The 23,688-nt window shown below is 64.1% G+C and carries 24 protein-coding genes; 13 read left to right on the top strand and 11 right to left on the bottom strand.

What is annotated here, in order from left to right; translation table 11 throughout:
- Positions 1-40: 40 nt before the first annotated feature.
- The 4 genes from Q9K01_RS09100 to Q9K01_RS09085 all read left to right on the top strand — a co-directional run bounded on the left by Q9K01_RS09100 (position 41) and on the right by Q9K01_RS09085 (position 4,330).
- Complete coding sequence (locus Q9K01_RS09100) at positions 41-1,279, top strand: saccharopine dehydrogenase family protein (RefSeq protein ID WP_305929934.1); 1,239 nt, start codon at positions 41-43, stop codon at positions 1,277-1,279.
- Between the two features lie 52 nt (positions 1,280-1,331).
- Entirely contained in the window at positions 1,332-1,718 is a 387-nt protein-coding gene (locus tag Q9K01_RS09095; RefSeq protein ID WP_305929933.1) for a GxxExxY protein, read from the top strand.
- A gap of 58 nt (positions 1,719-1,776) precedes the next feature.
- A complete protein-coding gene (locus Q9K01_RS09090; RefSeq protein WP_305929932.1) occupies positions 1,777-2,964 on the top strand; it encodes a carboxynorspermidine decarboxylase in 1,188 nt (395 codons plus the stop codon).
- A 163-nt stretch (positions 2,965-3,127) separates the two neighbouring features.
- Complete coding sequence (locus Q9K01_RS09085; RefSeq protein WP_305929931.1) at positions 3,128-4,330, top strand: type III PLP-dependent enzyme; 1,203 nt, start codon at positions 3,128-3,130, stop codon at positions 4,328-4,330.
- A 55-nt stretch (positions 4,331-4,385) separates the two neighbouring features.
- Here the strand turns inward: Q9K01_RS09085 and Q9K01_RS09080 are convergent, their stop codons facing one another.
- From Q9K01_RS09080 to murI, 6 genes are all read right to left on the bottom strand, one after another.
- Positions 4,386-4,784: a DUF2382 domain-containing protein gene (locus Q9K01_RS09080; protein WP_305929930.1), complete on the bottom strand. Its 399-nt coding sequence runs from the start codon at positions 4,782-4,784 to the stop codon at positions 4,386-4,388.
- Positions 4,785-4,864: 80 nt separating this feature from the next.
- Positions 4,865-5,533: a YsnF/AvaK domain-containing protein gene (locus tag Q9K01_RS09075; RefSeq protein WP_305929929.1), complete on the bottom strand. Its 669-nt coding sequence runs from the start codon at positions 5,531-5,533 to the stop codon at positions 4,865-4,867.
- Between the two features lie 64 nt (positions 5,534-5,597).
- Positions 5,598-6,065 (bottom strand): hypothetical protein, encoded by a 468-nt coding sequence (locus Q9K01_RS09070; RefSeq protein ID WP_305929928.1) that lies wholly within the window; start codon positions 6,063-6,065, stop codon positions 5,598-5,600.
- Positions 6,066-6,262: 197 nt separating this feature from the next.
- Positions 6,263-6,967 (bottom strand): nitroreductase, encoded by a 705-nt coding sequence (locus Q9K01_RS09065; RefSeq protein ID WP_305929927.1) that lies wholly within the window; start codon positions 6,965-6,967, stop codon positions 6,263-6,265.
- A gap of 78 nt (positions 6,968-7,045) precedes the next feature.
- Positions 7,046-8,266 carry a 5-aminolevulinate synthase gene (hemA, locus tag Q9K01_RS09060; protein ID WP_305929926.1) on the bottom strand — a complete coding sequence of 407 codons (1,221 nt, stop codon included), beginning with the start codon at positions 8,264-8,266 and terminating at the stop codon, positions 7,046-7,048.
- 105 nt (positions 8,267-8,371) lie between these two features.
- Positions 8,372-9,175: a glutamate racemase gene (murI, locus tag Q9K01_RS09055; protein ID WP_305929925.1), complete on the bottom strand. Its 804-nt coding sequence runs from the start codon at positions 9,173-9,175 to the stop codon at positions 8,372-8,374.
- Between the two features lie 112 nt (positions 9,176-9,287).
- On the opposite strand from murI, the gene plsY reads away from it, so the two are divergent.
- The 6 genes from plsY to Q9K01_RS09025 all read left to right on the top strand — a co-directional run bounded on the left by plsY (position 9,288) and on the right by Q9K01_RS09025 (position 15,823).
- A complete protein-coding gene (gene plsY, locus Q9K01_RS09050) occupies positions 9,288-9,914 on the top strand; it encodes a glycerol-3-phosphate 1-O-acyltransferase PlsY (RefSeq protein WP_305929924.1) in 627 nt (208 codons plus the stop codon).
- Positions 9,915-10,010: 96 nt separating this feature from the next.
- Positions 10,011-11,108: a DNA-processing protein DprA gene (gene dprA / locus Q9K01_RS09045; RefSeq protein ID WP_305929923.1), complete on the top strand. Its 1,098-nt coding sequence runs from the start codon at positions 10,011-10,013 to the stop codon at positions 11,106-11,108.
- 83 nt (positions 11,109-11,191) lie between these two features.
- Positions 11,192-12,442, top strand: a complete 1,251-nt coding sequence (locus Q9K01_RS09040) for an SAM-dependent methyltransferase (RefSeq protein WP_305929922.1) — start codon at positions 11,192-11,194, stop codon at positions 12,440-12,442.
- 181 nt (positions 12,443-12,623) lie between these two features.
- Positions 12,624-15,227 (top strand): type I DNA topoisomerase, encoded by a 2,604-nt coding sequence (gene topA / locus Q9K01_RS09035; RefSeq protein ID WP_305929921.1) that lies wholly within the window; start codon positions 12,624-12,626, stop codon positions 15,225-15,227.
- The gene (locus Q9K01_RS09030; RefSeq protein ID WP_305929920.1) at positions 15,227-15,409 is read left to right on the top strand and encodes a hypothetical protein; all 183 of its coding nucleotides are present in this window, start codon (positions 15,227-15,229) and stop codon (positions 15,407-15,409) included. Before topA ends, Q9K01_RS09030 begins: the two co-directional genes overlap by 1 nt.
- A 120-nt stretch (positions 15,410-15,529) precedes the next feature.
- A complete protein-coding gene (locus tag Q9K01_RS09025; RefSeq protein WP_305929919.1) occupies positions 15,530-15,823 on the top strand; it encodes a GIY-YIG nuclease family protein in 294 nt (97 codons plus the stop codon).
- A 158-nt stretch (positions 15,824-15,981) separates the two neighbouring features.
- On the opposite strand, the gene Q9K01_RS09020 is transcribed toward Q9K01_RS09025, so the two are convergent.
- The 4 genes from Q9K01_RS09020 to lepB all read right to left on the bottom strand — a co-directional run bounded on the left by Q9K01_RS09020 (position 15,982) and on the right by lepB (position 19,472).
- Complete coding sequence (locus tag Q9K01_RS09020; RefSeq protein WP_305929918.1) at positions 15,982-16,851, bottom strand: helix-turn-helix domain-containing protein; 870 nt, start codon at positions 16,849-16,851, stop codon at positions 15,982-15,984.
- A gap of 116 nt (positions 16,852-16,967) precedes the next feature.
- On the bottom strand, positions 16,968-17,900 hold the full coding sequence (gene era, locus Q9K01_RS09015; RefSeq protein ID WP_422785313.1) for a GTPase Era: 933 nt from the start codon (positions 17,898-17,900) through the stop codon (positions 16,968-16,970).
- 25 nt (positions 17,901-17,925) lie between these two features.
- Positions 17,926-18,603 (bottom strand): ribonuclease III, encoded by a 678-nt coding sequence (gene rnc / locus Q9K01_RS09010; RefSeq protein ID WP_305929916.1) that lies wholly within the window; start codon positions 18,601-18,603, stop codon positions 17,926-17,928.
- On the bottom strand, positions 18,600-19,472 hold the full coding sequence (gene lepB, locus Q9K01_RS09005) for a signal peptidase I (RefSeq protein WP_305929915.1): 873 nt from the start codon (positions 19,470-19,472) through the stop codon (positions 18,600-18,602). The genes rnc and lepB overlap by 4 nt, the downstream gene beginning before the upstream one ends.
- Before the next feature lie 49 nt (positions 19,473-19,521).
- Between lepB and pgi the strand changes: the two genes are divergently transcribed.
- The 3 genes from pgi to Q9K01_RS08990 all read left to right on the top strand — a co-directional run bounded on the left by pgi (position 19,522) and on the right by Q9K01_RS08990 (position 22,398).
- Positions 19,522-21,114 (top strand): glucose-6-phosphate isomerase, encoded by a 1,593-nt coding sequence (gene pgi / locus Q9K01_RS09000; protein ID WP_305929914.1) that lies wholly within the window; start codon positions 19,522-19,524, stop codon positions 21,112-21,114.
- A 447-nt stretch (positions 21,115-21,561) separates the two neighbouring features.
- Positions 21,562-21,798 (top strand): hypothetical protein, encoded by a 237-nt coding sequence (locus tag Q9K01_RS08995; protein ID WP_305929913.1) that lies wholly within the window; start codon positions 21,562-21,564, stop codon positions 21,796-21,798.
- A 117-nt stretch (positions 21,799-21,915) separates the two neighbouring features.
- Positions 21,916-22,398 (top strand): hypothetical protein, encoded by a 483-nt coding sequence (locus Q9K01_RS08990; RefSeq protein ID WP_305929912.1) that lies wholly within the window; start codon positions 21,916-21,918, stop codon positions 22,396-22,398.
- A gap of 417 nt (positions 22,399-22,815) precedes the next feature.
- Here Q9K01_RS08990 and Q9K01_RS08985 read toward each other — a convergent pair whose 3' ends face one another.
- Complete coding sequence (locus Q9K01_RS08985) at positions 22,816-23,379, bottom strand: hypothetical protein (RefSeq protein ID WP_305929911.1); 564 nt, start codon at positions 23,377-23,379, stop codon at positions 22,816-22,818.
- Between the last annotated feature and the right edge of the window lie 309 nt (positions 23,380-23,688).

Genomic DNA, 23,688 nt, shown 5'->3' with positions numbered 1-23,688 from the left:
GCCCCGCGAGCGCGCCGGTCGGGCAAGCAATGGAGTTATTATGTCGACAGTCCTGGTCATCGGCGCGGGCGGCGTCAGTTCGGTATGCGTGCACAAGATGGCGATGAATGCGGATATCTTCGCGGACATCCATCTCGCCAGCCGCACCAAATCGAAATGCGATTCCATCGCCCAGAGCGTCAAGGAGCGCACCGGCCAGAACGTCGCCACCTACGAGATCGACGCCGAGGAAGTTCCGGCGATGGTCAACCTCATCCGCAAGGTGCAGCCCAGCCTGGTGGTCAATCTGGCGCTGCCCTATCAGGACCTGCCGATCATGGACGCCTGTCTCGAGGCCGGTGTGCACTATCTCGACACCGCGAATTACGAGCCCAAGGACGAGGCCAGGTTCGAGTACAAATGGCAATGGGCCTATCACGACCGCTTCAAGCAGGCCGGGATCATGGCGCTGCTGGGATCGGGCTTCGATCCCGGCGTCACATCGGTGTTCACGATGTGGCTCAAGAAGCACAAGCTGAAGACCATCCGCCAGCTCGACATCCTCGACTGCAATGGCGGCGACCACGGCCAGCATTTCGCCACCAATTTCAACCCCGAGATCAACATCCGCGAAATCACCGCGCCCGCGCGCCACTGGGAAAACGGTGCCTTTGTCGAAACCCCCGCTCTGGCCAAAAAGGTCGAATTCGACTTCGAGGCCGTCGGCCCCAAGAACATGTACATGATGTATCACGAGGAACTCGAAAGTCTCGCGCGCTTCGTCCCCGAATTGGAGCGCGCGCGCTTCTGGATGACCTTCGGCGACCAGTACATCACGCATCTCACCGTGCTGCAGAACGTCGGGATGACCAGCATCGAGCCGGTCAAATACCAGGGCCGCGAGATCGTCCCGCTGCAGTTCCTCGCCGCGGTGCTGCCCAAGCCCGAATCGCTGGGCGAGACCACCAAGGGCAAGACCAATATCGGCGTCATCGCGACCGGCGAGGCGCTCGACGGGCCAAATGGTGAAAAGGGGGGCGAGAAGACCTTCTACATCAACAATATCTGCGACCACGAGGATGCCTATGCCGAGACGGGCAACCAGGCGGTTTCCTATACCACCGGCGTTCCCGCGATGATCGGCAGCGCGATGGTGCTGCAGGGCGCGTGGAAGGGCCCGAATGGACAGGGGGGCGTGTTCAACATGGAAGAATTCGACCCCGATCCCTTCATGGAGATGCTCAACGCGCACGGCCTGCCGTGGAACGTCGCGGAGCTCGAGGGGCCGGTGGGGTTCTAGGGTTCGGTTTGCGCAGGGAACGCTGAGGAGCAGAGAGCGCGGGGGGGGGTGAATGTCGATCGACGAAATTTCCTCTGCCGTGATCGAAGAGTCGATAGGGATTCACCGCGAGCTTGGCCCGGGATTGTTCGAGAGTATTTACGAAACTGTGCTCGCGGGCCGCTTGGAGAAACGGGGCCTTCTTGTGCAGAGGCAGGTGCCGGTGCCGATCGAATTCGATGGCCACGCCTTCGGCGCGGCATTCAAGATCGATATCCTGGTGGACGAACGCTTGATACTGGAAATCAAGTCGGTCGAGCAGCTGAGCAAAGCGCACGCAAAGCAGCTGCTGACCTATCTTCGATTGACCCAACAGCCCGTAGGGCTGCTGCTCAATTTCTCCGCGGCGACCATGCGCGACGGTATCCGGCGGATGGTCAACAACTACCGGCCGGACTAACTCGGCGTGCTCTGCTACTCTGCGTTCTCTGCGCGAAACGACTGACGGGATAACAAAGATGGAAACCAAAGCCGGCGATCCGGGCGCCTTTGCGCAGTTCGACCTCTCGCGCGTCGACAGCCCCGCTTTCGTGGTCGATGCCGCGAAGCTGCGCGCGAATTGCCAGGTGCTGGCCGAGATCCGCGACGCCGCCGACATCAAGGTGCTCTCGGCGCTCAAGGCCTTTTCGATGTGGTCGGTCGCGCCGCTGATCGGCGAATATCTCGACGGGGTCTGCGCTTCGGGGCTGTGGGAAGCGCGGCTCGCGGGCGAGTTCTACGATGGCGAGATCGCCACCTATTGCGCCGCCTACAAGCCCGAGGATCTCGAGGAGATCTGCCGGCTTTCGGACCACCTGATCTTCAATTCGCCCGCGCAGATGCGCCGCGCGGCGCTGATCATGGACCAGGCGCGGGCGACCGGCGGCGATTTCGACGTCGGCCTGCGCATCAATCCGCAGGTCCCCACCGGCGAAGTGCCGCGCTACGATCCCTCCAGCCCCGGCTCGCGGTTGGGCTTCCCGCTCGACCAGCTCACCGAGGAGCATATGGAGGGTGTCGAGGGAATCCATTTCCACAATCTGTGCGAACAGGATTTTGAGCCGCTGGCGCAGACCTGGGACCGGGTATTCGATGCGATCGAACCCTATTTCGGCCAGCTCAAATGGATCAACATGGGCGGTGGGCACCATATCACCCGCGCCGATTACCAGCGCGATGAGCTGATCGAGTTCCTGCGCGACGCGAAAGAGGACACCGGCGCCGAAATCTATCTCGAGCCGGGCGAGGCGGTGGCGCTCGATGCCGGCATCCTGGTCGGGACGATTCTCGACACCGGGGTCAACGAGGTCCCCTTCGCGATCACCGATGTCTCCGCCACCTGCCACATGCCCGATGTGATCGAGGCGCCCTATCGCCCGGCCATGCTGAACGAGACGGGGCTCCACGAGACCGGCGAGGGCAGTGCAGTGCGGCTGGGCGGTTCCTCCTGCCTCGCGGGCGACGTGATCGGCGACTACCGCCTGCCGGTGCCTGCCGAACCGGGGCAGCGGATCGCATTCCTCGACCAGGCGCATTATTCGATGGTCAAGACCAACACATTCAACGGCGTCCCGCTGCCCTCGATCTGGCTGTGGGACAGCGACAGCGATGCGCTCGAACTGGTCAGGAGCTTCGGCTATGAGGATTTCCGCAACCGGCTGTCCTGAAATGTCGCTGCGACCGGCCGTTGCTGGCCGCGGGGAATCCGCTTGCTTTTGCACGCGCAGGCCCTACATGCGCTCCTCCGCTGCCGAAGCCCCTTCAACAAGGGTGGGACTCACGACCGCTAGGCAGTGTCACGAAACCTAACCGTTTTGGGGGTCCCTTGAATTGCTCACCTATCCCGACGCCCGGTCCGTAGTTCGCGCTCTCGCGCCTGACGAACCCGTCATTCTCAACCGTCCGCACGCTGCCACGCGTGCGGCGCGCTTCTTCGTCGAGAAGTTTCCGGGCAAGTCGCTCTATGCGGTGAAGGCCAATCCTTCGCCCGAGCTGCTGCGCGTGCTCTGGAACGCCGGGGTGACGCATTACGACGTCGCCTCGATCGCCGAGGTGCGGCTGGTGCGCGGCATCCTGCCCGAAGCGGTGCTGTGCTTCATGCACCCGATCAAGGCGCCGAGCGCGATCCGTGAGGCCTACCGGGTCCACGGGGTCAAAACCTTCAGCCTCGACAGCGTCGAGGAGTTGGAGAAGATCGTCGCTGCCTGCACCGACGATGCCGGGGAAGCGGCCACCGATCTGCGGCTGTGCGTCCGGCTGCGCGTGTCCTCCGAATTTTCCGAGCTCAGCCTTGCCAGCAAGTTCGGCTGCGACCTCACCGAGGGGCCGCTGTTGCTCCAGCAGGCGCGCCAGCATGCGGACTGGCTGGGCGTGTGTTTCCACGTCGGCAGTCAGGCGATGAGCCCGTTCGCCTATGTCCAGGCGCTCGACCGTACCCGCGCGGCGATCGCCGAGGCATCGGTGGTGATCGACATGATCGACGTCGGCGGAGGCTTCCCCAGCGTCTATCCCGGGCTCGAGCCGCCGCCGCTGGAAGACTATTTCACCATCATCCACCAGCATTTCTACGCGCTGCCGATCGCCTACAACGCCGAGCTTTGGTGCGAGCCGGGCCGTGCGCTGTGCGCGGAATATTCGTCGCTGGTGGTCAAGGTCGAAAAGCGTCGCGGCGAGGAACTCTACATCAACGACGGTGCCTATGGCGCATTGTTCGATGCCGCGCATGTCGACTGGAAATTCCCGGTCCGCGCGCTCGAGGACGACCTCATAAAGCCCGAAGCGGAATTCGCGTTCTACGGGCCGACCTGCGACGATGCCGACTACATGCCCGGTCCCTTCGCGCTGCCCGAGGACATCCAGGCGGGCGACTATATCGAGATCGGCATGCTGGGCGCCTATGGCGCGGCGATGAAGACCGATTTCAACGGCTTCGGCGCAACCCAGAGCCTGATCGTCGAGGACGAGCCGATGGCCAGCCTCTATGACGGCAGCCGGGCGCGCAAGGTCAGCGACAATGTGGTGAGCCTGCGATAATCGCGAGCGGGGCGGGAGTTCGCTCCCGCCCCGCGTCGTTCTTATTGCTGGCGGATCATTCGTCGATATCGACCTCGGTCCGCTGACGCTCGACCTCGAAATTCTCGACGGTTTCCTCTCGCGTGCGGCGCAGGTGAATCTCCTCGACCAGCACCTGTTCCACCACCACCCGGGCGCGTTGCTCGACCACCGGGATCACGGTCAGGTCGCCTTCCTCGCGGACCGAGGGCATTTCGCTGACCACCTGGCCGATGGGGACGCGCTCCACGGTCACGCGTTCGTGCGCCAGCTTCTGGCTCAGTGTTTCGGTCTCGGTTACCGGGCGGGTCGTCACCGTTACGGTGCGACCCTGTTCGACGGTCTTGTCGATCCGTACGCGTTCCTCCACGACCGGGAGGACCGCTTCCTTCACGACCGTTCCGCGGGCGGGATCTGTCTTGTCGGTTCTTGTCATCTCTGGGGCTCCATCCTGAACGGAAAAGGGCCGGGAGCGGGGTCTCCGCTGCCGGCCCATTCCTTACCTATCGCACGCGGTTAGCGGCGGCGGGCGTCGTCGGTGTCGACGTCGACCTTGGTTTTGCGGACGGTTTCATCGACGTGTTCGACCTTGTCGCCGGCGGTCTTCTTGACCACGACTTCGTCGGTGACGACGGCGTCCTTGGCGACCACGGCTTCTTCGTTGCGCTCGGTCATGGTGACCGACTTGCCGTCGAGCATCGCATTGGCATCCTTGGTGGATACGCGGCGATCATCGACCGGTCGCTTCTCGACCGAGACGTTCTCGGTGCGCAGGTGCACGTCTTCGCTGACCTTGTCGGTGACGACATCGGTGTGGACGTTGATGACGCGGCCACGATCGGCAACGCGTTTGCCCACGGCCACGCGCTCTTCGACGACGGGGACGACTTCTTCGTCGACCACATGGCCTTCCTTGACGCCGCGATCGGCATAGGCGACCGCTTCTTCGCCATAGACGACGCAATTGTCGTGGATGTCGAGCGGTTCGACCGGGGTGACGCGGCCATCTTCGAGGCGAACGGCCATCACGCGTTCGTTGTCGCGATCGACGAGCAGATCGTCGATGATGCCGAATTGTTCACCTGCGGGGCTGACCAGCGGCATGCCGCGGATGTCCTGCGATTTGTGCTCGAGCTTCCAGTCGCCGAGGGCGTCGAGCTTTTCGTATCGTTTGTCGTGGCGCATGATGTTTCTCCTGAGTTGATTGTGAGGATCGGGGGGTCGTTACGGCAGAGAACCGCCGCCGGTATCAGCTACCGACCATCTCGATCGAATTTGCGAAAATGTAGTTCTGCGAGGTGCCGAGGATCGACGGATCGGCATTGGCCGGAAGCGTATCGGTCGCCGAGCGGACTTCGCCCTCGATGTTGAGGATCGAACCGGGGTTGATGTCGTATTCCCCTTCGGTCGCGTCACCGGGAGTCGGGACCTGATCGAAGAACACCGGTACGCGCTCGCCGTTCATTTCGATGTAGAACGCCATGTCGCCGGCAAGTCCAGTCACTTCCACCGCGTCCAGATCGACGCTCTCTCCGACAACCAGCATGCTGGTTGCTACGGGTACGGTGTCCGCAACTACGGTTTCGTCTGTGTATTCTACGACGTCGTCGCCGTCGTTATCCAGAAGCCACCAGGCGATAAGGGCCAGCGCAAGTAACGCCAGCAGGATCCAAAGCCATTTGGATCCGGATTTTTTCTCGATCGGAATCTCCGCCATAGTATCTCCATTCTTGACTGCGTGTATGGTCAATGAACGGAGCCGAGTGGATGGCGTTCCGAGAATTGCGGATATTCCTGGGATATTTTACGCCACGCAAATCGGACAATAGTTAAGTTAACAATTGTTATTCATTGCGGCCTTTGGGTATCTGGGCGCTGTTGCGGTTTTTTGCCGGGAAATCTCGGCCTTTCAGGTCACTCTTGCCGATCGTCGAAGCCGACGAACCGCGCCGCTTCCTCCAGCGGCTTGCGGGTGCTCACCACTGCGTTCGCCGGGAACTCCTCGTCGGGCCAGCCCATCGCCACCGCCTTCAGGATCACCTGATCGTCGGGAATGCCGGCGTGCTCGCGCACCACCGGGCTCTGCATGATCCCTTGCGAGTTGATCACGCAGCCCAGGCCGCGCGACCACGCCGCGTTGACGAGGCAGGTGGTCAGCGCGCCGCAGTCGAAAGCGGTGTCGTCGCTTTCGGAGAGTTCGCGGTCGTACGCCACGATCACGCAGACGGGTGCATCGAACTGGCGGAAGCCGCGCAGCACCCAGTCCTGACGTGCTTCCTTGTCGTCGCGTTCGATACCCATGGCGCCGAACAGCTGCTTGGCGACGCCGATCTGGCGATCGCGGTGGACGCCGGCGAAGGGCTGACCGCGGCGAAACTCGCGGCTGTCGGGCTCGCCCGCGAGAATGCGCTCGGTATTGCCCTTGCGGATGCGGTCGAGCGGTTCGCCGGTGATGACGTGCAAATGCCACGGCTGCGTATTCATCGAGGATGGCGAGCGCATGGCTAGGGCAAGAACTTCCTCGATCAGTGCCCGCGGAACCGGCTTGTCGAGGTAGCCGCGCGTCGAGCGACGACCGCTCACGATTTCGGCATAGGTCTGTTCGGGCGTCCCGCTCATACTCTCTCCTGCGTTATTGCAGGCGTGGTAGCGCAGCGGCGGGTTTGCGCAAATCCCTTGCAGGTCAGGCAGCGCGGGCTAGGCGGCCTTGGCGAGGTCCATTTCCAGCCGCGTCCAGATCTCGACCAGCGCTTCGCCCAGTTCGTGCATCATCTCGACCGTATGCGCCGGGCCGGGCGTAAACCGCAGCCGCTCGGTCCCGCGCGGCACGGTGGGGAAGTTGATCGGCTGCACATAGACGCCGTATTCGGCGAGCAGAATGTCGCTGATCTTTTTGGCGCGCACCGGATCGCCCACCATCAAGGGCACGATATGCGTGGTCGAAGGCAGCACCGGCAGCCCGCGCTCGCCAAGGATCGCCTTGAGCATCGCGGCATTGGCCTGCTGCGCCTCGCGCTCCTCGCTCGACCCCTTGAGATGCCTGACCGACGCGAGCACGCCCGCAACCAGCACGGGGCTTAGCGAGGTGGTGAAGATGAAGCCGGGCGCATAGGAGCGGATGCAGTCGATCACGCGGTTGTCGGCCGCGATATAGCCGCCCATCACCCCGAAGGCCTTGCCCAGCGTGCCTTCGATGATGTCGATCCGATGCGCCGCCTCGTCGCGCTCGGTGATCCCGCCGCCACGCGCGCCGTACATGCCCACCGCATGGACCTCGTCGATATAGGTCAGCGCGTTGTATTTCTCGGCGAGATCGCAGATCGCGTGGACCGGGGCGACATCGCCATCCATCGAATAGACGCTCTCGAAAGCGATCAGCTTGGGGGCGGACTCGTCCTCGGCGGCGAGCAGTTCCTCGAGATGCTCGAGATCATTGTGGCGGAACACCCGCTTCTCGCAGCCCGAATTGCGGATGCCGGCGATCATGCTGGCATGGTTCAATTCGTCGGAGAAGATCACGCAGCCCGGCAGCAGCTTGGCCAGCGTCGAGAGCGTAGCGTCGTTGGAGACGTAGCCGCTGGTGAACAGCAGCGCGCCATCCTTGCCGTGAAGATCGGCCAGCTCGCGCTCGAGCTCGATGTGGAAATGGGTGTTGCCGCCGATGTTGCGCGTGCCGCCCGAACCGGCGCCGACATCGTGCAGCGCGTTTTCCATCGCCTCGATCACCTTGGGGTGCTGCCCCATCGCGAGATAGTCGTTGGAGCACCACACCGTGATCGGCTTGGGACCGTTGTGGCCGTGGAAGCAGCGCGCATTGGGGTAGGCCCCCTTGTTGCGCATGATGTCGATGAACACCCGATAGCGGCCCTCGGCATGCAGCCGGTCGATCGCCTGGTCGAAAACCTGTCCGTAGTTCACGCGTCACCGCTTCGTCGCGCCGCCAGCGGCGGCAATTTCGGAGGTCGATCTAGGGAGAATTCGGGCGATTTGCCACCGCGATCTTTGCGAATGACTCGCAAGGGTTCAGAAGCTTTCGAGCCGGGTTATCTTCTGCGCCGCGAAGGCCGCGGCCAGCTTCCTGAAATCCGCGAGGTCGCCGGTGGTGACCGCGAAATCGGAGCGGCTGCGCTCGAAGCGCTGGCCCTGCGTCAGCGCGACGATCCGCCGCGCGATGCCTTCCGATCCGTCGAGCAGGGTGACGTCCTCGCCGAAGGCGGCGCGCAGCTCCTCCGCCAGCAACGGGAAATGGGTGCAGGCGAGCACCACCGTGTCGATCGCCTCGCCGCCCTGCTGGAGCACCAGCCCCTTGGCTTCGTGCGCCACCGCATCGACCGACACTGGCTCGCCGCGCAGTTTCGCCTCGGCCAGCGGCACCAGCCCGTTGGCGCCGTGGCGCAGCAGCACCTTGCCCTTGGCGAACTCGCGTTCGAGTTCGTCGACATAGGCTTGCCGCATGGTCGCTTCGGTGCCGAGCAGGCCGAAGGTGCCGCTTTTGGTGAGCGCGGCCGCGGGCTTGATCGCGGGCACCGTGCCCACGATCGGTGTCTCGAGCACTTCGCGCACCATGCCCAACGCGATCGTGCTGGCGGTGTTGCAGGCGAGGCAGATCAGCCGCGGCTGGTAGCGTTCGGCCATCCGTCCGAGCAGCCCCGCGACCCGCGCGGCCACCTCGGCCTCGCTCTTGGCGCCATAGGGCAGCCCGGCCATGTCGGCGGCATAGATCACCGGCGCCTGCGGCAGCAGCTTGCGCAATTGCGCCAGCACCGTCAGTCCGCCGACGCCGGAATCGAACACCAGGATCGGGGTATGCGGCTCGGGTTTGTCCAATTCCGTTTGTCCTGAGCTTGTCGAAAGGGCCTTGCTTCCGGTAGATGCGGTAGGCGAAAGGGCGGCGTTTGGACAAGGGGCGCCCGAACCGATTGTGGGGGATCGCGCAGACATGGGTACCGAGTTCACGATCGCTACACTCTGGGCCGCGCTGCTCGGCTACGGGCTGGGCTCGATCCCCTTCGGACTGATCCTCGCCAGGCTCGGCGGCAAGGGCGACATCCGGCAGATCGGCAGCGGCAATATCGGCGCGACCAATGTGCTGCGCACCGGGAGCAAGGGGCTGGCGGCGGCGGTGCTGCTGCTCGATCTCGCCAAGGGCTTTTTCGCGGTGTTGCTCGCCTGGCGGCTGTTCGCACAGCCCGAAGGCGCAGCGGCTTATTTCGGCCCGGTCCCCGCCGCGGCGCTGGGAGCGGTGCTGGGGCATTGCTTTCCGGTCTGGCTGGGCTTCAAGGGGGGCAAGGGCGTCGCGACCAATGCGGGGGTCTGCTTCGGCCTCGCCTGGCCGTTGGGGCTGGCCTACGGGCTGGTCTGGTTGGGCGTGCTGGCGGCATCGCGGATCAGCTCGCTGGCGGGGATGTGCGCGGTGGTCGCTGCGGCGCTGGCCGCGGCGCTGCTCGGCTACCCCGCCTTCGTGCCGGTGCTGGCGCTGATCGCGCTGCTGGTGATCTGGCTCCACCGCGCCAATCTCAAGCGGCTGGCTGCCGGGACCGAGCCTCGGGTGGGCAGCAAGGGGTGACGCCCAGGGCCTTTCCGTCATCCCAGCGAAAGCTGGGATCGCTCTCCTCCCGGCGCCCGACCTGCGGGAGATCCCAGCTTCCGCTGGGATGACGGGATGGCCGGAGCGCTCGACCAGGCCGAAGCCTTCGCCCGCATCCGCCTGCTGCGCTCGCCCAATATCGGCCCAGTCAGCTACACCCAGCTGCTCGCGCGGTTCGGCAGTGCGGTCGAGGCGCTCGCGGCGCTGCCCGAACTCGGCAGCCGCGGCGGACGCGCCTATCGCGCCGCTCCCGCCCAGAGCATCGAGCGCGAGATCGAGGCGGTGCGCAAGGCGGGCGCGAAATACCTGTTCCACGACCAGCCTGACTATCCCGCGCTGCTGGCCCAGCTCGAAAGCGCGCCGCCGATCCTGACCTGGCGCGGCGACCTGGCGCTGTCCTCGCAGCCCTGCGTCGCGATGGTCGGCGCGCGCAACGCCAGCGCCGCGGCGGTCAAGCTGGCGCGCGATTTCGCCTCCGCGCTGGGGGAGGCGGGGTTCACCGTCGTCTCGGGGTTGGCGCGCGGGATCGACGGTGCGGCGCACCAGGGTGCGTTTCCCCGCACCATCGGCGTGATCGCCAGCGGTATCGACATCGCCTATCCGCCTCAGCATGCCGCGCTGCAGGAACGGATCGCGAGCGAGGGCCTGCTGCTCGCCGAACAGCCGCCGGGCACCGAGCCGCGCGGCAGCCATTTCCCCAGCCGCAACCGGATCATCGCCGGGCTCGCGGCGGGCACGCTGGTGGTGGAAGCAGCGGTCAAATCGGGCAGCCTCATCACCGCGCGGCTGGCGGGCGAGGCGGGGCGCGAGGTGATGGCGATCCCCGGCAGCCCGCTCGAGCCGCGCAGCCATGGCGGCAATCACCTGATCCGCGAAGGCGCGGTGCTGGTGCAATCGCCCGAGGACGTGATCGAACTGCTCTCGGGCTTCGACGGCGTGCCGCGCTCGACCTTCCGCGAACCCGCCGCGGCGTTCGATTGCGCGCCCGAGGAACTGGCCGAGGCGGAGCCAGCAAAGATCGAAGCGCTGCTCACCACCGCCCCGGTCGCAGTGGACGAGCTCATCCGCCAGTCGGGGACCAGCGCGGCGGCGGTGCAACTCGCGCTGCTCGAACTGGAGATCGCCGGCCGGCTCGAGCGCCACGCAGCGGGGCGGGTTTCGTTGACGGCCTGAGCAGAGCGCTCGTTCGGGCAGCGAACCGCCGGAGCGAAAAAGGAGTGGCCGTCGGGGGATCCGGGCAATAGTAATCGCTCCCCATGAGCAAGACTCTGGTTAGCCGCTATCTTGCCTCGATCGTGAAGCGGGGCACCCTTCAGGTCACCTTCGCCGACGGCACAAGGACCTCTTTCGGTGACCCGGCGGAGGGTTTCCCCGATGTCGCGCTGACCTTCGCCGACAAGCGCGTGCCGCGCGACATCGTCATGGATCCCCGCCTCGGCGCTGCCGAAGCCTATATGGACGGTCGCCTGACGCTGCAGCGGGGCGGGATCATGGAACTGGTCGAGCTGCTGCGCACCAACGCACCGTGGGATCGCGGTGGATCGATCGGCGAACCCAGTCCGCTGCGCCGTTTCGGCAACCGGATCGCCTTCGCCCGCGAAGCGCTCAACGACCGGTTGCGATCGCAGCGCAATGTCTCGCATCACTACGACATCGGAAACGATCTCTACCGCCTGATGCTCGATCCCGAACATATGCAATACAGCTGCGGCTATTGGGGCGAGGGGGTCGAGACGCTGGCGCAGGCGCAGGAGGCCAAGCTCGCGCATATCGCCGCCAAGCTGGCGCTACGCGATGGGCAGACCGTGCTCGACATCGGCTGCGGCTGGGGCGGGATGGCGATCTACCTCGCGCGCAAGTTCGATATCCAGGTGACCGGCATCACGCTATCGCGCGAACAGCTGGCCCTGGCCGAGGAACGCGCCGGACAAGCGGGCGTGGCCGACCGGGTCGCCTTCGAACTGGTCGATTACCGCGAACTGCCCGAACGCGGGAAGCGCTACGATCGCCTGGTCTCGGTGGGGATGTTCGAACATGTCGGGCGGCCGCAATTCCCGACCTTCTTCAAGGCCTGCGCCAATCTGCTCGCCGACGACGGGGTGATGCTGCTGCACACGATCGGTCGGATCGGATCGCCCGGGACGACCGACGCCTTCACCCGCAAATACATCTTTCCCGGCGGCTATATCCCCGCGCTGTCGGAGACGGTCGCCGCGAGCGAGAAATTCCGCCTGATCGCCAGCGACACCGAGATGTTGCGGCTGCATTACGCCAAGACCCTGCGGGCGTGGTACGCCAATTGCATGGCCCATCGTGACGAGATCGTCGCGATGTACGACGAACGCTTCTTCCGGATGTGGACCTTCTACCTTGCCGGGGCGACCTCGAGCTTCGAAAACGGCGGCATGTGCAATTACCAGATCCAGTACTGCCGCGACCGCCGGGTTCTCCCGCTGACCCGCGATTACATCGCGCGAACCGAAGCTGCGCTGGCAAACCCCTTGTAAATCGCGCGCGAAGCGAGTCAGGAGCGGATCGCCTCCGCCGCCCGGCTCAGCAATCCATCCTCCTGTCCACCCGCCGCCGCTCCTGCATCGTTCGCGAATATCGCGCTTGACGCCTCGCGAATCCCGACCCCATTTTCGCGCGTATACGCATACGCACACGTAAGGGACGTTCCAGACACTCATGCAACTCGTCATCGTCGAATCGCCCGCCAAGGCGAAAACCATCGAGAAATACCTCGGCAAGGACTTCAAGGTCCTGGCTTCCTACGGCCATGTCCGCGACCTGCCGCCCAAGGATGGCAGCGTCCGCCCGGACGAGGATTTCGCGATGGACTGGGAACTCTATCGCGACAAGCAGAGCCGCTTCAAGGAGATCAGCGACGCCGCCAAACAGGCGACGCGGCTCGTGCTCGCGACCGACCCCGACCGCGAGGGCGAGGCGATTTCCTGGCATGTCCGCGAACTGCTGGCCAAGCGCAAGACGCTGCCCGCCAAGGTCGATCGGGTGACCTTCAACGCGATCACCAAGACCGCGGTGACCGAGGCGATGAAGGCCCCGCGCGAGCTCGATCAGCCGCTGATCGACGCCTATCTGGCGCGCCGCGCACTCGATTATCTCTATGGCTTCACGCTCAGCCCCGTGCTGTGGCGGCGGCTGCCGGGTGCCAAAAGCGCGGGCCGGGTGCAGTCGGTCGCGCTGCGGCTGATCTGCGAACGCGAGCGCGAGATCGAGGTTTTCCGCGCGGACGAATACTGGAGCGTGCTGGCCAAGCTCCAGCACGACGGCACCGCGTTCGATGCGCGGCTGGTGAAGTTCGACGGCAAGAAGCTGGAAAAGCTGACGCTGGGCGACGAGGCCAGCGCCGCGGCGGTGAAGCAGGCGGTGGACGACGGACGCTTCACCGTGGAGGACGTCGAGACCAAGCCCTTGAAGCGCAACCCCGCGCCGCCCTTCACGACCTCGACGCTGCAGCAGGAGGCCTCGCGCAAGCTCGGCTACTCCGCCAGCCATACCATGCGGCTGGCGCAATCGCTCTACGAAGCAGGCGCGATCACCTACATGCGGACCGACGGCGTGCAGATGGACATGAGTGCCATCATGGCCGCGCGCGATGCCATCGTGGAGCGGTTCAGCGACGATTATCGCCCCGAGAAACCGCGCTTCTACAGCACCAAGGCCAAGAACGCGCAGGAAGCGCACGAAGCGATCCGCCCGACCGATTTCCGCAAAGATCGAGCGGGCAGCGGGGACGAAGCCAAGCTTTACGACCTGATCTTCAAGCGCGCCATGGCCAGCCAGATGGCGACCGCGCAGCTCGAACGCACCACCGTGACCTTGCGCGATGCGACCGGCCGGCACGAGCTCCGCGCCACCGGCCAGGTGGTGAAGTTTCCGGGCTATTTCGCGGTCTATCAGGAAGGCTTCGACGACAAGGCGGAGGACGAGGACGAGGGCCTGCTCCCGGTGCTGCGCAAGGGCGATGCGCCTGCCAAGACCGCTGTGGAAGCCAATCAGCACTTCACCCAGCCGCCGCCGCGCTTCTCCGAAGCCTCGCTGGTGAAACGGCTCGAGGAACTGGGCATCGGCCGCCCGTCCACCTACGCCAGCACGATCCAGACGCTGCGCGACCGCGAATATGTCCGGATGGAGAAGAACCGTTTCTTCGCCGAGGAAAGCGGTCGCTTGTTGACGGCGTTCCTCGAACGCTTCTTCCCGAACTACGTCGCCTATGATTTCACCGCCGGGATGGAGGACGATCTCGACGAGGTGTCCGCCGGGAACGAGGCGTGGAAGACCTTGCTCGAAGCGTTCTGGAAAGACTTCAAGCCCAAGACCGAAGAGGTGATGGAGAAGAAGCCCTCCGAAGTCACCGAGGTGCTCGACGAATATCTCTCCGACTATCTCTTCCCCGAACGCGCCGACGGCAAGGAGCCGCGCTTCTGCCCGCTGTGCGACAAGGAAGGCCGTGAGGGCGGTCGCCTCGCGCTGCGCGGCGGGCGCTACGGCGCCTTCGTCGCCTGCGCCAATTACCCCGAGTGCAAGTTCACCCGCCGCTTCGCCCAGCCGGGCGGGGAGGGCGACGAGGCCGCCGAGGATGCGGTGATGGGCGAGGACCCCGCCACCGGCCTCCCGGTCGAGCGCAAGACCGGGCGCTTCGGACCCTATATCCAGCTCGGCGAGGGCAAGGAGGCGAAACGCGCCAGCATCCCCAAGGATCTCGACGATTTCGATCTCGAATGGGCGCTGAAACTGCTCGCGCTGCCGCGGATCGTCGGCACCCATCCCGAGACCGGCAAGGAAATCGAGGCGGCGATCGGGCGCTACGGCCCCTATCTGCGCCACGACGGCAAATACGCCAAGCTGACCAGCACCCGCGACGTCTTCGACACCGGCATGAACGCCGCGGTCTCGCTGCTCGCCGAGGCGGCCAACCGCAAGGGCGGCACCCGCGGCAAGGCCGAGCCGATCAAGACGCTCGGCGTCCACCCGGTCAGCGGCGCGGAGATGAAGGTGATGCCGGGCCGCTACGGCCCCTATGTCACCGACGGCACCACCAATGCCACCATCCCCAAGGACGCCAAGCCGGAGGATCTGACCGACGCCGAAGCGATCGCGCTGATCGACGCGCGGGTCGCCAAGGGCCCGGTCAAGAAGAAGCGCAAGGCCTCGGCCAAGAAGGCTGCGCCCAAGAAAGCCGCCGCCAAGAAGGCCCCTGCGAAGAAGAAGGCTCCGGCAAAGAAGGCGGCTGCAAAGAAAGCGCCCGCCAAGAAGGCGGAAGACTGATGGCGAAGGAGCATTTCGAACGCCACAAGCAACCCTGGCGCGCCGACGAGGCGGGGATGCTCCGCACCCTTGCCGCCAAGGGCAAGGGCCTCAAGGAAATCGCCAAATCCCTGAACCGCAGCGAGGAATCGACCAAGGACTTCGCCAAGAAGAACAAGATCGAGATCATGAAGAAGCGGTAAGGCACCAATGCGGCCAATGCGCTCATTGCGTCATCCCAGCGCAAGCTGGGATCTGTCTCGGGCTGGCGCTAAGCTGGCGAGAGATCCCAGCTTTCGCTGGGATGACGAGGGGAGGGCTGGATGTCCAGAGGCGGCTACACCTACATCCTCACCAACAAACCGCGCGGGGTTCTCTATCTCGGCGTGACGGCCGATCTGGCGGCGCGAATGGTGCAGCACCGCAGCGGCAAGGGTTCCGCCTTTGCGCGCCGGTACGGCCTCGATCGACTGGTGTTGATCGAACATCACGCCACGATCGAAGACGCCATCGCCCGCGAGAAGGCGCTAAAGGCCTGGCGTCGCTCTTGGAAGATCGAGCTGATCGAGCAAGCGAACCCCGAGTGGCGCGATCTATTCGAAGAGATCAACGGCTAACGCCTATCCCACCCATCGTCATCCCAGCGAAAGCTGGGATCTGCTTCGTGGAAGCGCTGCGGTCGGGTCAGGCCGACGGAGATCGCCGCTTCCGCTGGGATGACGACCTTCTCTGGGATGCCGGGTAGACGCTGGAATAACGACGTTCAGCCCGCGCTTTAATCGTGCTTGTCCAGAATCGGGCTGCCCGTGCCGATCACCGCCCGCCGCGCGCGCACCACGACGTCGAGATAGGTGGTGTCCAGCGCCATGAACTGGCGCGCCGTCATGCCCAGGAAACGCTTGCAATCGCGCAGGAAATGCGAGGTGTCGAAATAGGCGGCGTCGATCGCGGCATAGCCTTTGGTGGCGCCCGCTTCGGTGATCGCCATCAGCGAGCGCATGAACCGCGTCCGCGCGATCAACGTCTGTGACGGGAAGCCGAAATGGCGGTTGGCCAAACGCCTGAGGGTGTGGGGCGGCAGGCCCAGCCGGGCACCGAAATCGCTCGCCGTTTCCAGTTCTTGCTGTCGCAACGCCCGGTCGAAGTCCCGGATGCGGCCCTCGCTCCGGTGCGGTCGAGACATGGCCTGCAGGAAGAATGCATCAAGGATGGGTTTGGCATCAGGTCCCTGATCCGAAGCGCGCAAATCGGCGACAAGCCGTGCGGCGGCGTGCGCATCGACGATCCGCTCGAGTTCGACGATGCCGTCGCGATGGCGCGACAGGTCGAGATCCGCCAGCCGGGCCACCCCCGCTGCTGTGAGCCCCGCGCCGATGGTCACCCCGCCGTTCGTGCGCACCCGGCGGGCCCGGGTCGCGGGACCGTAGAAGGCAGCGGTCGGTCGCCGGACCCAGCTGTCCTCGCCCATTTCGACCAGAATGGGTGCCGAGGTCAGCGTCAGCCGGATCACCGGATCGGTCGGCAGCATCCAATTGGTGACGTTCTGCGCCTCGGGTCCTTCGGAATCGAAGACGAAATAATCCGAAACGAGGCCGCGCAATGTCGCCGCCGGACGCTCGTATCGGATCGCGGCAAATGGCGGCACTTTGAAGAGGCCTGGGTCGACTCCGGGTGTGTGGCTTCCACTGGTAATCATGATGCCCCGGTCTGGAGCGATTTCGGCACCTCCAGTCCAGTCCTAACATGCTAGATTCCGGACATTTACCCGACCCAGTCGAGCCCCATTTCCTCGTAGATTTCCTTGTCTTCCGCCCAGTTCTCGGTCGCCTTGACGTGGAGGAACAGGTGCACCTTCTGGCCCAGCAGCTCGCTCAGCTCCTGGCGCGCGGCGGCGCCGATCGACTTGATCATGCTGCCGCCCTTGCCGAGCACGATCATGCGCTGGTTGTCGCGCGCGACCACGATCTGCTGGTGGATCTCGAGGCTGCCGTCCTTGCGCTGGATGTATTTCTCCGGGCGCACCGTGCTGTCGTAGGGCAGTTCCTCGTGGAGCTGCTTGTAGAGCTGTTCGCGGGTGATCTCGGTGGCGAGCAGCCGTTCGCTGGCATCGCTGACCTGGTCCTCGGGATACATCCACTCGCCTTCGGGCATCAGCCCGGCGAGTACGTCCTTGAGCTCGGCCACCCCATCGCCGGTCAGCGCGGAGATGAAATAGATCTCGGCGAAATCGCCCAGTTCGCCCAGCTCCTGCGCCAGCGCCAGCAGCGGTTCCTTCTTGGCCCTATCGACCTTGTTGAGCACCAGGAACTTGCGCTCGGGCCGGTTCTTCAATTGCTCGAGCATCGGCAGCAGCTCGTGGCGGCGCTGCTTGAGCGGATCGACCATCAGCAGCACCGCATCGGCAGCCTCGGCGCCTTCCCAGGCGGCGCTGACCATCGCGCGGTCGAGCCGCCGCTTGGGCGCGAAGATGCCGGGCGTGTCGACCAGCACCATCTGGGTCGCGAAGCCGTCGCTCTCGTGCAGCGCGATGCCGAGCATCCGGGCGCGGGTGGTCTGCGCCTTGGCGCTGGTGATCGCGACCTTCTGCCCGACCAGCTGGTTGACCAGCGTCGACTTGCCCGCATTGGGCGCGCCCAGCACCGCGACCACGCCGCAGCGGGTGGGCAGGGCGGGGCCGCTTTCGTTCTCTTTCATCGCTTCGTCGGTCATTCCGGTAAAGTCATCCGTATTTCTCCATGAATAGGCGCGCGGCCTCGCGTTCCGCCTCGGACTTGCTGCCCGCGCTCGCTTCGGCCTCGCCGACCTTGTGGACGCTCACCCTGACGGTGAACTGCGCGGCGTGGTCGGGGCCGCTGCGACCGGTAACCTCGTATTGCGGCGGGCGGCGCTGGTTGCCCGCGGCCCATTCCTGCAGCGCGCTCTTGGGATGCTTGCGCTGGCCCGCGCCGCTTTCGAGCGCCGGACGCCACAGCTCATGCACCAGATCGCGCGCCGAAGCGAAGCCGTTTTCGAGGAATTGCGCGCCGAGCAGCGATTCCATCACATCGCCCAGGATGTTGTCGCTGTCGCGCCCGCCATCGGCGCTGGCCTGTTTGGAGATGCGGATGTGCTCGGCGAGGCCCAGCCCGCGCGCGATCTCGGCGCACATCTCGCGGCTGACCAGCGCGTTGAGCCGCTGCGACAAGCGCCCCTCGGGGGCCTCGCTGCGGGCATAGAGCCAGTCGGCCACCGCAAGCCCGAGCACCCGGTCGCCGAGGAATTCGAGCCGCTCGTAATCCTTCGCCTCGCCCAGGCTGCCATGGGTGAGCGCGGCGCGCCACAGCCCCTCGTCGCCGACCGCGAAGCCCGTGCGATCGAGCCATTCGCGCGCCGCGGGGTCGAGGCTCTCGCCGCTCACAACCCCTCTCCGATCCGGTCCCAGCGCGCGGCGGTGAACCAGGTCCACGGTTTGATCCATTCTGCGCCGCCATCGGTCGACCACAGCACCATGCTCGCACGGCCGACGAGGCGGTCGGTCGGGACCAGCCCCACGCCGCCGCCGGGCGCTGCGTCGAAGCGGCTGTCCTGCGAATTGTCGCGATTGTCGCCCATCACGAACAGCCGGTCGCGCGGCACCACCACCGGCCCGAAATCGTCCTGCGGCGTCAGCCCGAAGTCGAGCACATGGTAGCTGCGCCCCGAAGGCAGCGTCTCGCGCGCCATGCGATAGCGACACACCATGCCCGCCGCGGTCTGCATTTCCAGCCCCCCGCGCACGCATTGGGTGTTGGCCGACAGCGGCAGATCGAACTCGCGCACCACCTCCTGCTCGAGCAGTTCGCCATTGAGCACCACCCGTCCGCCGCGCAGCGCCACCGTATCGCCGGGCAGACCGATCGCGCGCTTGATGTAATCGGTCCCGTCGATCGGATGCTTGAAGATCACGACGTCGCCGCGCTCGGGCAGGTCGGCGAGGATCCGTCCCGGCACCAGCGGCGCCTGGAACGGCATCGAGACGTCGGAATAGCCATAGGGCCATTTCGCCGCGACCAGATAATCGCCCTTCCACAAGCCGGGCAGCATGCTCTCGCTGGGGATGGTGAAGGGCGCGAACAGGAAGGTGCGGAACACCAGCACCGCCAGCACCACCTTGAGCACGAATTTGGCGAAGCTCCACCAGTCCTCGCGGTCTTCGCTCTCGGAAGGCCTTTGACCTTCGGACGGGGTTTGCGCCCCGCTGTCGCGCGCGGATGCGATCGTGGCGGCGAGTGGGGGTTTGCCATTCATGGGGCGATTCCCTAGGCGCGCAGGGCTGGCCATTAAAGGACTTTTGCGCATGATTTCGCCCGCCGATCTGTGGACCCGTCTCGCAGCCCTGCCGCGCCCCACCTTGCGCGAATTGTTCAGCGCCACCCGCGATGGCGGCGAAGGGACCGACGAACCCGGCGATGCGGACCGCGTCGCCATGCTCTCGGGCCGGATCGAGCTGGGCAGCGGGACCGAGGGCGCAGAGGATGAGAGCGCGATCCTCGATGCCGGCGGGATCTTCTTCGACTGGTCCAAGACCCATCTCGATCGCGCGGTTCTCGCCGGTTTCGAGGAACTCGCCGAGGCGATGGATTTCGCCGGCATGCGCGCGAAACTGTTCGCGGGCGAGGTGGTCAATCCGACCGAAAACCGCGCCGCCGATCACGCCACGCTGCGCGGCGTCGGCGACCCCGCCAAGGTGGAGGAGGCCGAGGCGCTGCTCGAGCGGATGGCTCTGCTGGTCGAGGCGATCCATCAGGGCGCGCTGGGCGATGTCGACCACCTGATCCACATCGGCATCGGCGGCTCGGCGCTGGGCCCCGCGCTGGGCGTCGATGCGCTCAGCCGCGAGCTCTCCTATTGCGACGTCCACGTCGTCTCCAACATCGACGGGGTCGCGCTCGAGGCCGCCTTCGCCGCCTGCGATCCCGCGAAAACTCTGATCGCGGTCGCCAGCAAGACCTTCACCACCATCGAGACCATGACCAACGCGGCTTCCGCGCTCAAATGGCTCTCCGACAACGGCGTCGCCGATCCCTACGGTCGCGTCGTCGCGCTCACCGCCAGCCCGGAAAAGGCGGTCGAATGGGGGATGGACGAGACCCGCATCCTGCCGTTCCCCGAAAGCGTCGGCGGGCGCTATTCGGTCTGGTCGAGCATCGGCTTCCCCGTCGCCATGGCCGCAGGCATGGAGGATTTCCGCGCCTTCCTCGCCGGCGCGAAGGCGATGGACGAGCATTTCCGCGACACCGACGGCAGCGCCAACCTCGTGCTGCGCGCCGCCTTCGCCGATCTCTACTACACCCGCATCCGCGGCTGCCAGACCCGCGCGGTCTTCGCCTATGACGAGCGGCTGGGGCTGTTCCCCGACTATCTCCAGCAGCTCGAGATGGAGAGCAACGGCAAGCGCGTCACCGCCGAGATGCAGCCCGTCGATGGCGCGACCGCGCCGGTGACCTGGGGCGGGGTGGGCACCGATGCGCAGCACGCGGTGTTCCAGCTGCTCCACCAGGGCACGCATCTGATCCCGGTCGATTTCATCGCCAGCGTGGCGCCCGGCGACGCGCTCGACCCCGCGCATCACCGCATCCTGCTGACCAATTGCTTCGCGCAGGCCGCGGCGCTGATGGCGGGCGACAAGGGCGAGGACCCCGCGCGCCACTCCCCCGGCGACCGCCCCAGCGCCACCATCCTCGCCGACGATTTCGACGCCGCGACGCTTGGCGCGCTGATCGCCTTCCACGAACACCGCGTCTTCGCCGGCGCGGTCCTGATGGGGATCAACCCCTTCGACCAGTTCGGAGTCGAACTGGGCAAGCAGATGGCGAAGGCGATCGAGAAGGGCGGCGGGAGTTTCGACGCGAGCACGACGGGGCTGCTGGAGCGGGCGGGGCTGGGGTGAGATTGGCGAGCGGCTTCAGCGCCCGTGATTGACTGTGCCGTGACGACCGGCTGAATTTCGGCGCCCGGGGGCGTTCGCTGGGCAGATCTCGGCACAGAACCCGTTCATAGCCGACGGTCAGCTTTTAGAGTGCGGCTAACTAAGCACGAACGTCTGGTGATGGGTGGGGAGCGGAATGGCGGCTTCGAAAGGACAAGATAGCCAAACGGTCGTTGTTCTAGCTTGCTTCGGAGAAGAGGCGTGGTCCTGATATGCTGCGATCAGTCTTAACGAAACGGAATTAAACGGTCAGTACACGGGGGGCTGAGATGCCGCTGAAAATGCACCCACGGGATCGAGTCCGAACGGCCACCCTCCTAGCCTCGGTCGCAGTTCAGTGATCGCAGAGGCTCCGCTTGTTCGTCGAAAGAATAGCTCGAACTAACTTCAACTAGATACGAGATTTTGATGCCAGGACATACTCGCCTGCTTTTTCTAGATGATTCTAAGCAAAAAAATAATGCGCGCGACGGCATGGATGATTTGGTCGCTATCGGAGGAATCAGTGTCGCCGCTGATAGAGCCAGCGAACTTAACAACCGCCTCAACCAAGAGTGTTCATCGGAGTTCGGTCTACCGGAAGGTGAAGCATTTAAATGGTCGCCGCCGAAGAAGAGCTGGTTCAAAACGAATCTGAAAGATTAACAGAGAGGGCAGCTCATACGAGCCGTTCTAAAAATCGCTCTCGAATTCGATCCGTTCGCTTTCGTCTCTATGTGTGGAACGCGTACCGCGCCCATAGATGGTACGGATAGTCATGAAATGTCAGCTCTGATCCTGACATTGGAGCGTTTCCAGAGACGGCTGGGTCACGATCAAACTGGCATGGTGATTATAGACCGACCTGGCGGAGATAAGGTCGGGGAAGCACGGTATCTATCTGTGTGTGCGGACATGGTTGCCACAGGAAGTCGGTACTCCGAATTTGGAAAGCTGGCCTGCCCAATTGTCAGCATGCCGTTTCACCTTTCTCGTATCCTACAGCTAGCCGATTTGGTGGTTTCAATCACGACGGCGCATTTCGCAGGACGTCGCCAAGCAGCGCCATTCTTTCCCTACGTTTTGCCGTTTTTCGGTGAGGACAAAGGCCGGCGGGGAGGCGTTAGCGTTAAGATACATCCAGATATCAAATACCGGAATCTATATCATTGGCTGCTCGAAGATGAGCATTTTGTATGGGGAAGCAGTGGGTATCCGATGCCCCTCAAGGAATCTCCTTACGCATCGTCAGCCGATGTTCGGTGATTTCCCAGGTTTTGCTTTCGCCTTCACACATACTCCCGAACCTCTCGGAAGTACGGCTCACAAACACAGCCGTCCACCTCACAGTGAAGCCGAAGAATTTCGGTATCCACAGGCCGGTAGCAAAAAAAGCGAAATAACATCCTTGCTTCCTCGCCTGAAACCGGCCTACGAATCGGGGCAGGGGAAAGCCCCCTAAATGAATCTCACCACGGAATGGCCTTCGAACCGCAATGACGGCGGTAACGAAATTGCTATTTTTCGTGTGAGTGGATTCTATGAAACGCAGACCTCCAAAGAGCCAAGTACCAGCGCAGCGTAAGCCTGTGCGGCTAGAGCGCGTGCCCGATCCTCCACCTAAGCCGAACAAGCAAACGGTCGTTGTTCACAACTTCCAATGGCACCTTATCGTGACCGCGCTCACGGGGTTGATCCTTGCTGTGGGATTGGTGGTTTGAGCCCACTTGAGAGCACCTTGCTCAGCGCCCCAGCCGTTTCACGCTCAGACTTGGCCTTTTTGCGAAGATGCTCTTCTTCTTCCAGCATCTGGAAGATCACGGCTTTCATTAACGGGAAAAGCTCTCGGCACTTTTCTTCGTCCAGCTCGTGTAAGCCGAGGCTAAGCACAGCGAACACGCCCTTCTGGGAAACTACCGCACTGGGCAACTCATCGGCAACGGCCGCCACTTTCTCTGCCATCTTGAGATTAGAGAATTCTTCTACAGCCCGCCCTTGGTCCACCATCCGCTGCTGGGCACGATCTATCATTCGCTCAAATACGCGCCGGAGGTAAGCAAATCCTCCTAGAGCGGCGCCATGCGCGTAGAGGCCCAACGCCTTGCCAAGTTCCTTTCTGTCACTCTCTTCAAGCCCAGCCTCAATGCCGCGAAGCTCAGTGAAGGCAATGTCCGCAATCGAAGGAAACTGGCCAATCTTAGTCATCACGCCTTGCTCGTATCGAAAAACGTAGAAGTACGTTTTCAAGCATCTCTGACAGACCGAACGTAAAGCAAATACGGGAGGCGGATTGATTAACGCATTTCCTTTTTGAAGGCCTCCCCCTCGGTTCGGCGTGTCATGCTCCTCACAGATGAAAGGCGTCTCCCTTTTGCATGCGATACAGTAGCAGTCGAAGGTCCCTAGGTTTGCCGACTCTATCCTTTTGAAGGTCTCCTCTGGACACTCTTCGGCTTTGAGTTCGTCATACAATCCACCCTCTAGGGTTCGGACTCATTCACAGCCAGAAGGCGACGGCAGTGGCGAGCGCCACACTGGATAGGAAGTTGGCGGCAA

The organism is Qipengyuania benthica (assembly GCF_030717865.1).
GTDB lineage: Bacteria > Pseudomonadota > Alphaproteobacteria > Sphingomonadales > Sphingomonadaceae > Qipengyuania > Qipengyuania benthica.
The sequence above is the reverse complement of the archived record's forward strand: the minus strand, read 5'-3'. Positions and strand labels throughout refer to the sequence as shown.

Excerpts from the sequence above, each read along its gene's own strand:
- Q9K01_RS09065 (WP_305929927.1), bottom strand. The coding sequence starts at position 6,967 with ATGAGCGGGACGCCCGAACAGACCTATGCCGAAATCGTGAGCGGTCGT.
- Q9K01_RS09030 (WP_305929920.1), top strand. The coding sequence starts at position 15,227 with ATGGCGAAGGAGCATTTCGAACGCCACAAGCAACCCTGGCGCGCCGAC.
- lepB (WP_305929915.1), bottom strand. The coding sequence starts at position 19,472 with ATGAATGGCAAACCCCCACTCGCCGCCACGATCGCATCCGCGCGCGAC.
- Q9K01_RS09025 (WP_305929919.1), top strand. The coding sequence starts at position 15,530 with ATGTCCAGAGGCGGCTACACCTACATCCTCACCAACAAACCGCGCGGG.
- Q9K01_RS09075 (WP_305929929.1), bottom strand. The coding sequence starts at position 5,533 with ATGCGCCACGACAAACGATACGAAAAGCTCGACGCCCTCGGCGACTGG.
- Q9K01_RS09040 (WP_305929922.1), top strand. The coding sequence starts at position 11,192 with ATGAGCAAGACTCTGGTTAGCCGCTATCTTGCCTCGATCGTGAAGCGG.
- Q9K01_RS09090 (WP_305929932.1), top strand. The coding sequence starts at position 1,777 with ATGGAAACCAAAGCCGGCGATCCGGGCGCCTTTGCGCAGTTCGACCTC.
- pgi (WP_305929914.1), top strand. The coding sequence starts at position 19,522 with ATGATTTCGCCCGCCGATCTGTGGACCCGTCTCGCAGCCCTGCCGCGC.
- dprA (WP_305929923.1), top strand. The coding sequence starts at position 10,011 with ATGGCCGGAGCGCTCGACCAGGCCGAAGCCTTCGCCCGCATCCGCCTG.
- topA (WP_305929921.1), top strand. The coding sequence starts at position 12,624 with ATGCAACTCGTCATCGTCGAATCGCCCGCCAAGGCGAAAACCATCGAG.
- Q9K01_RS08990 (WP_305929912.1), top strand. The coding sequence starts at position 21,916 with ATGTCAGCTCTGATCCTGACATTGGAGCGTTTCCAGAGACGGCTGGGT.
- plsY (WP_305929924.1), top strand. The coding sequence starts at position 9,288 with ATGGGTACCGAGTTCACGATCGCTACACTCTGGGCCGCGCTGCTCGGC.
- Q9K01_RS08995 (WP_305929913.1), top strand. The coding sequence starts at position 21,562 with ATGCCAGGACATACTCGCCTGCTTTTTCTAGATGATTCTAAGCAAAAA.
- Q9K01_RS09080 (WP_305929930.1), bottom strand. The coding sequence starts at position 4,784 with ATGACAAGAACCGACAAGACAGATCCCGCCCGCGGAACGGTCGTGAAG.
- Q9K01_RS09095 (WP_305929933.1), top strand. The coding sequence starts at position 1,332 with ATGTCGATCGACGAAATTTCCTCTGCCGTGATCGAAGAGTCGATAGGG.
- Q9K01_RS09070 (WP_305929928.1), bottom strand. The coding sequence starts at position 6,065 with ATGGCGGAGATTCCGATCGAGAAAAAATCCGGATCCAAATGGCTTTGG.
- era (WP_422785313.1), bottom strand. The coding sequence starts at position 17,900 with ATGAAAGAGAACGAAAGCGGCCCCGCCCTGCCCACCCGCTGCGGCGTG.
- Q9K01_RS09100 (WP_305929934.1), top strand. The coding sequence starts at position 41 with ATGTCGACAGTCCTGGTCATCGGCGCGGGCGGCGTCAGTTCGGTATGC.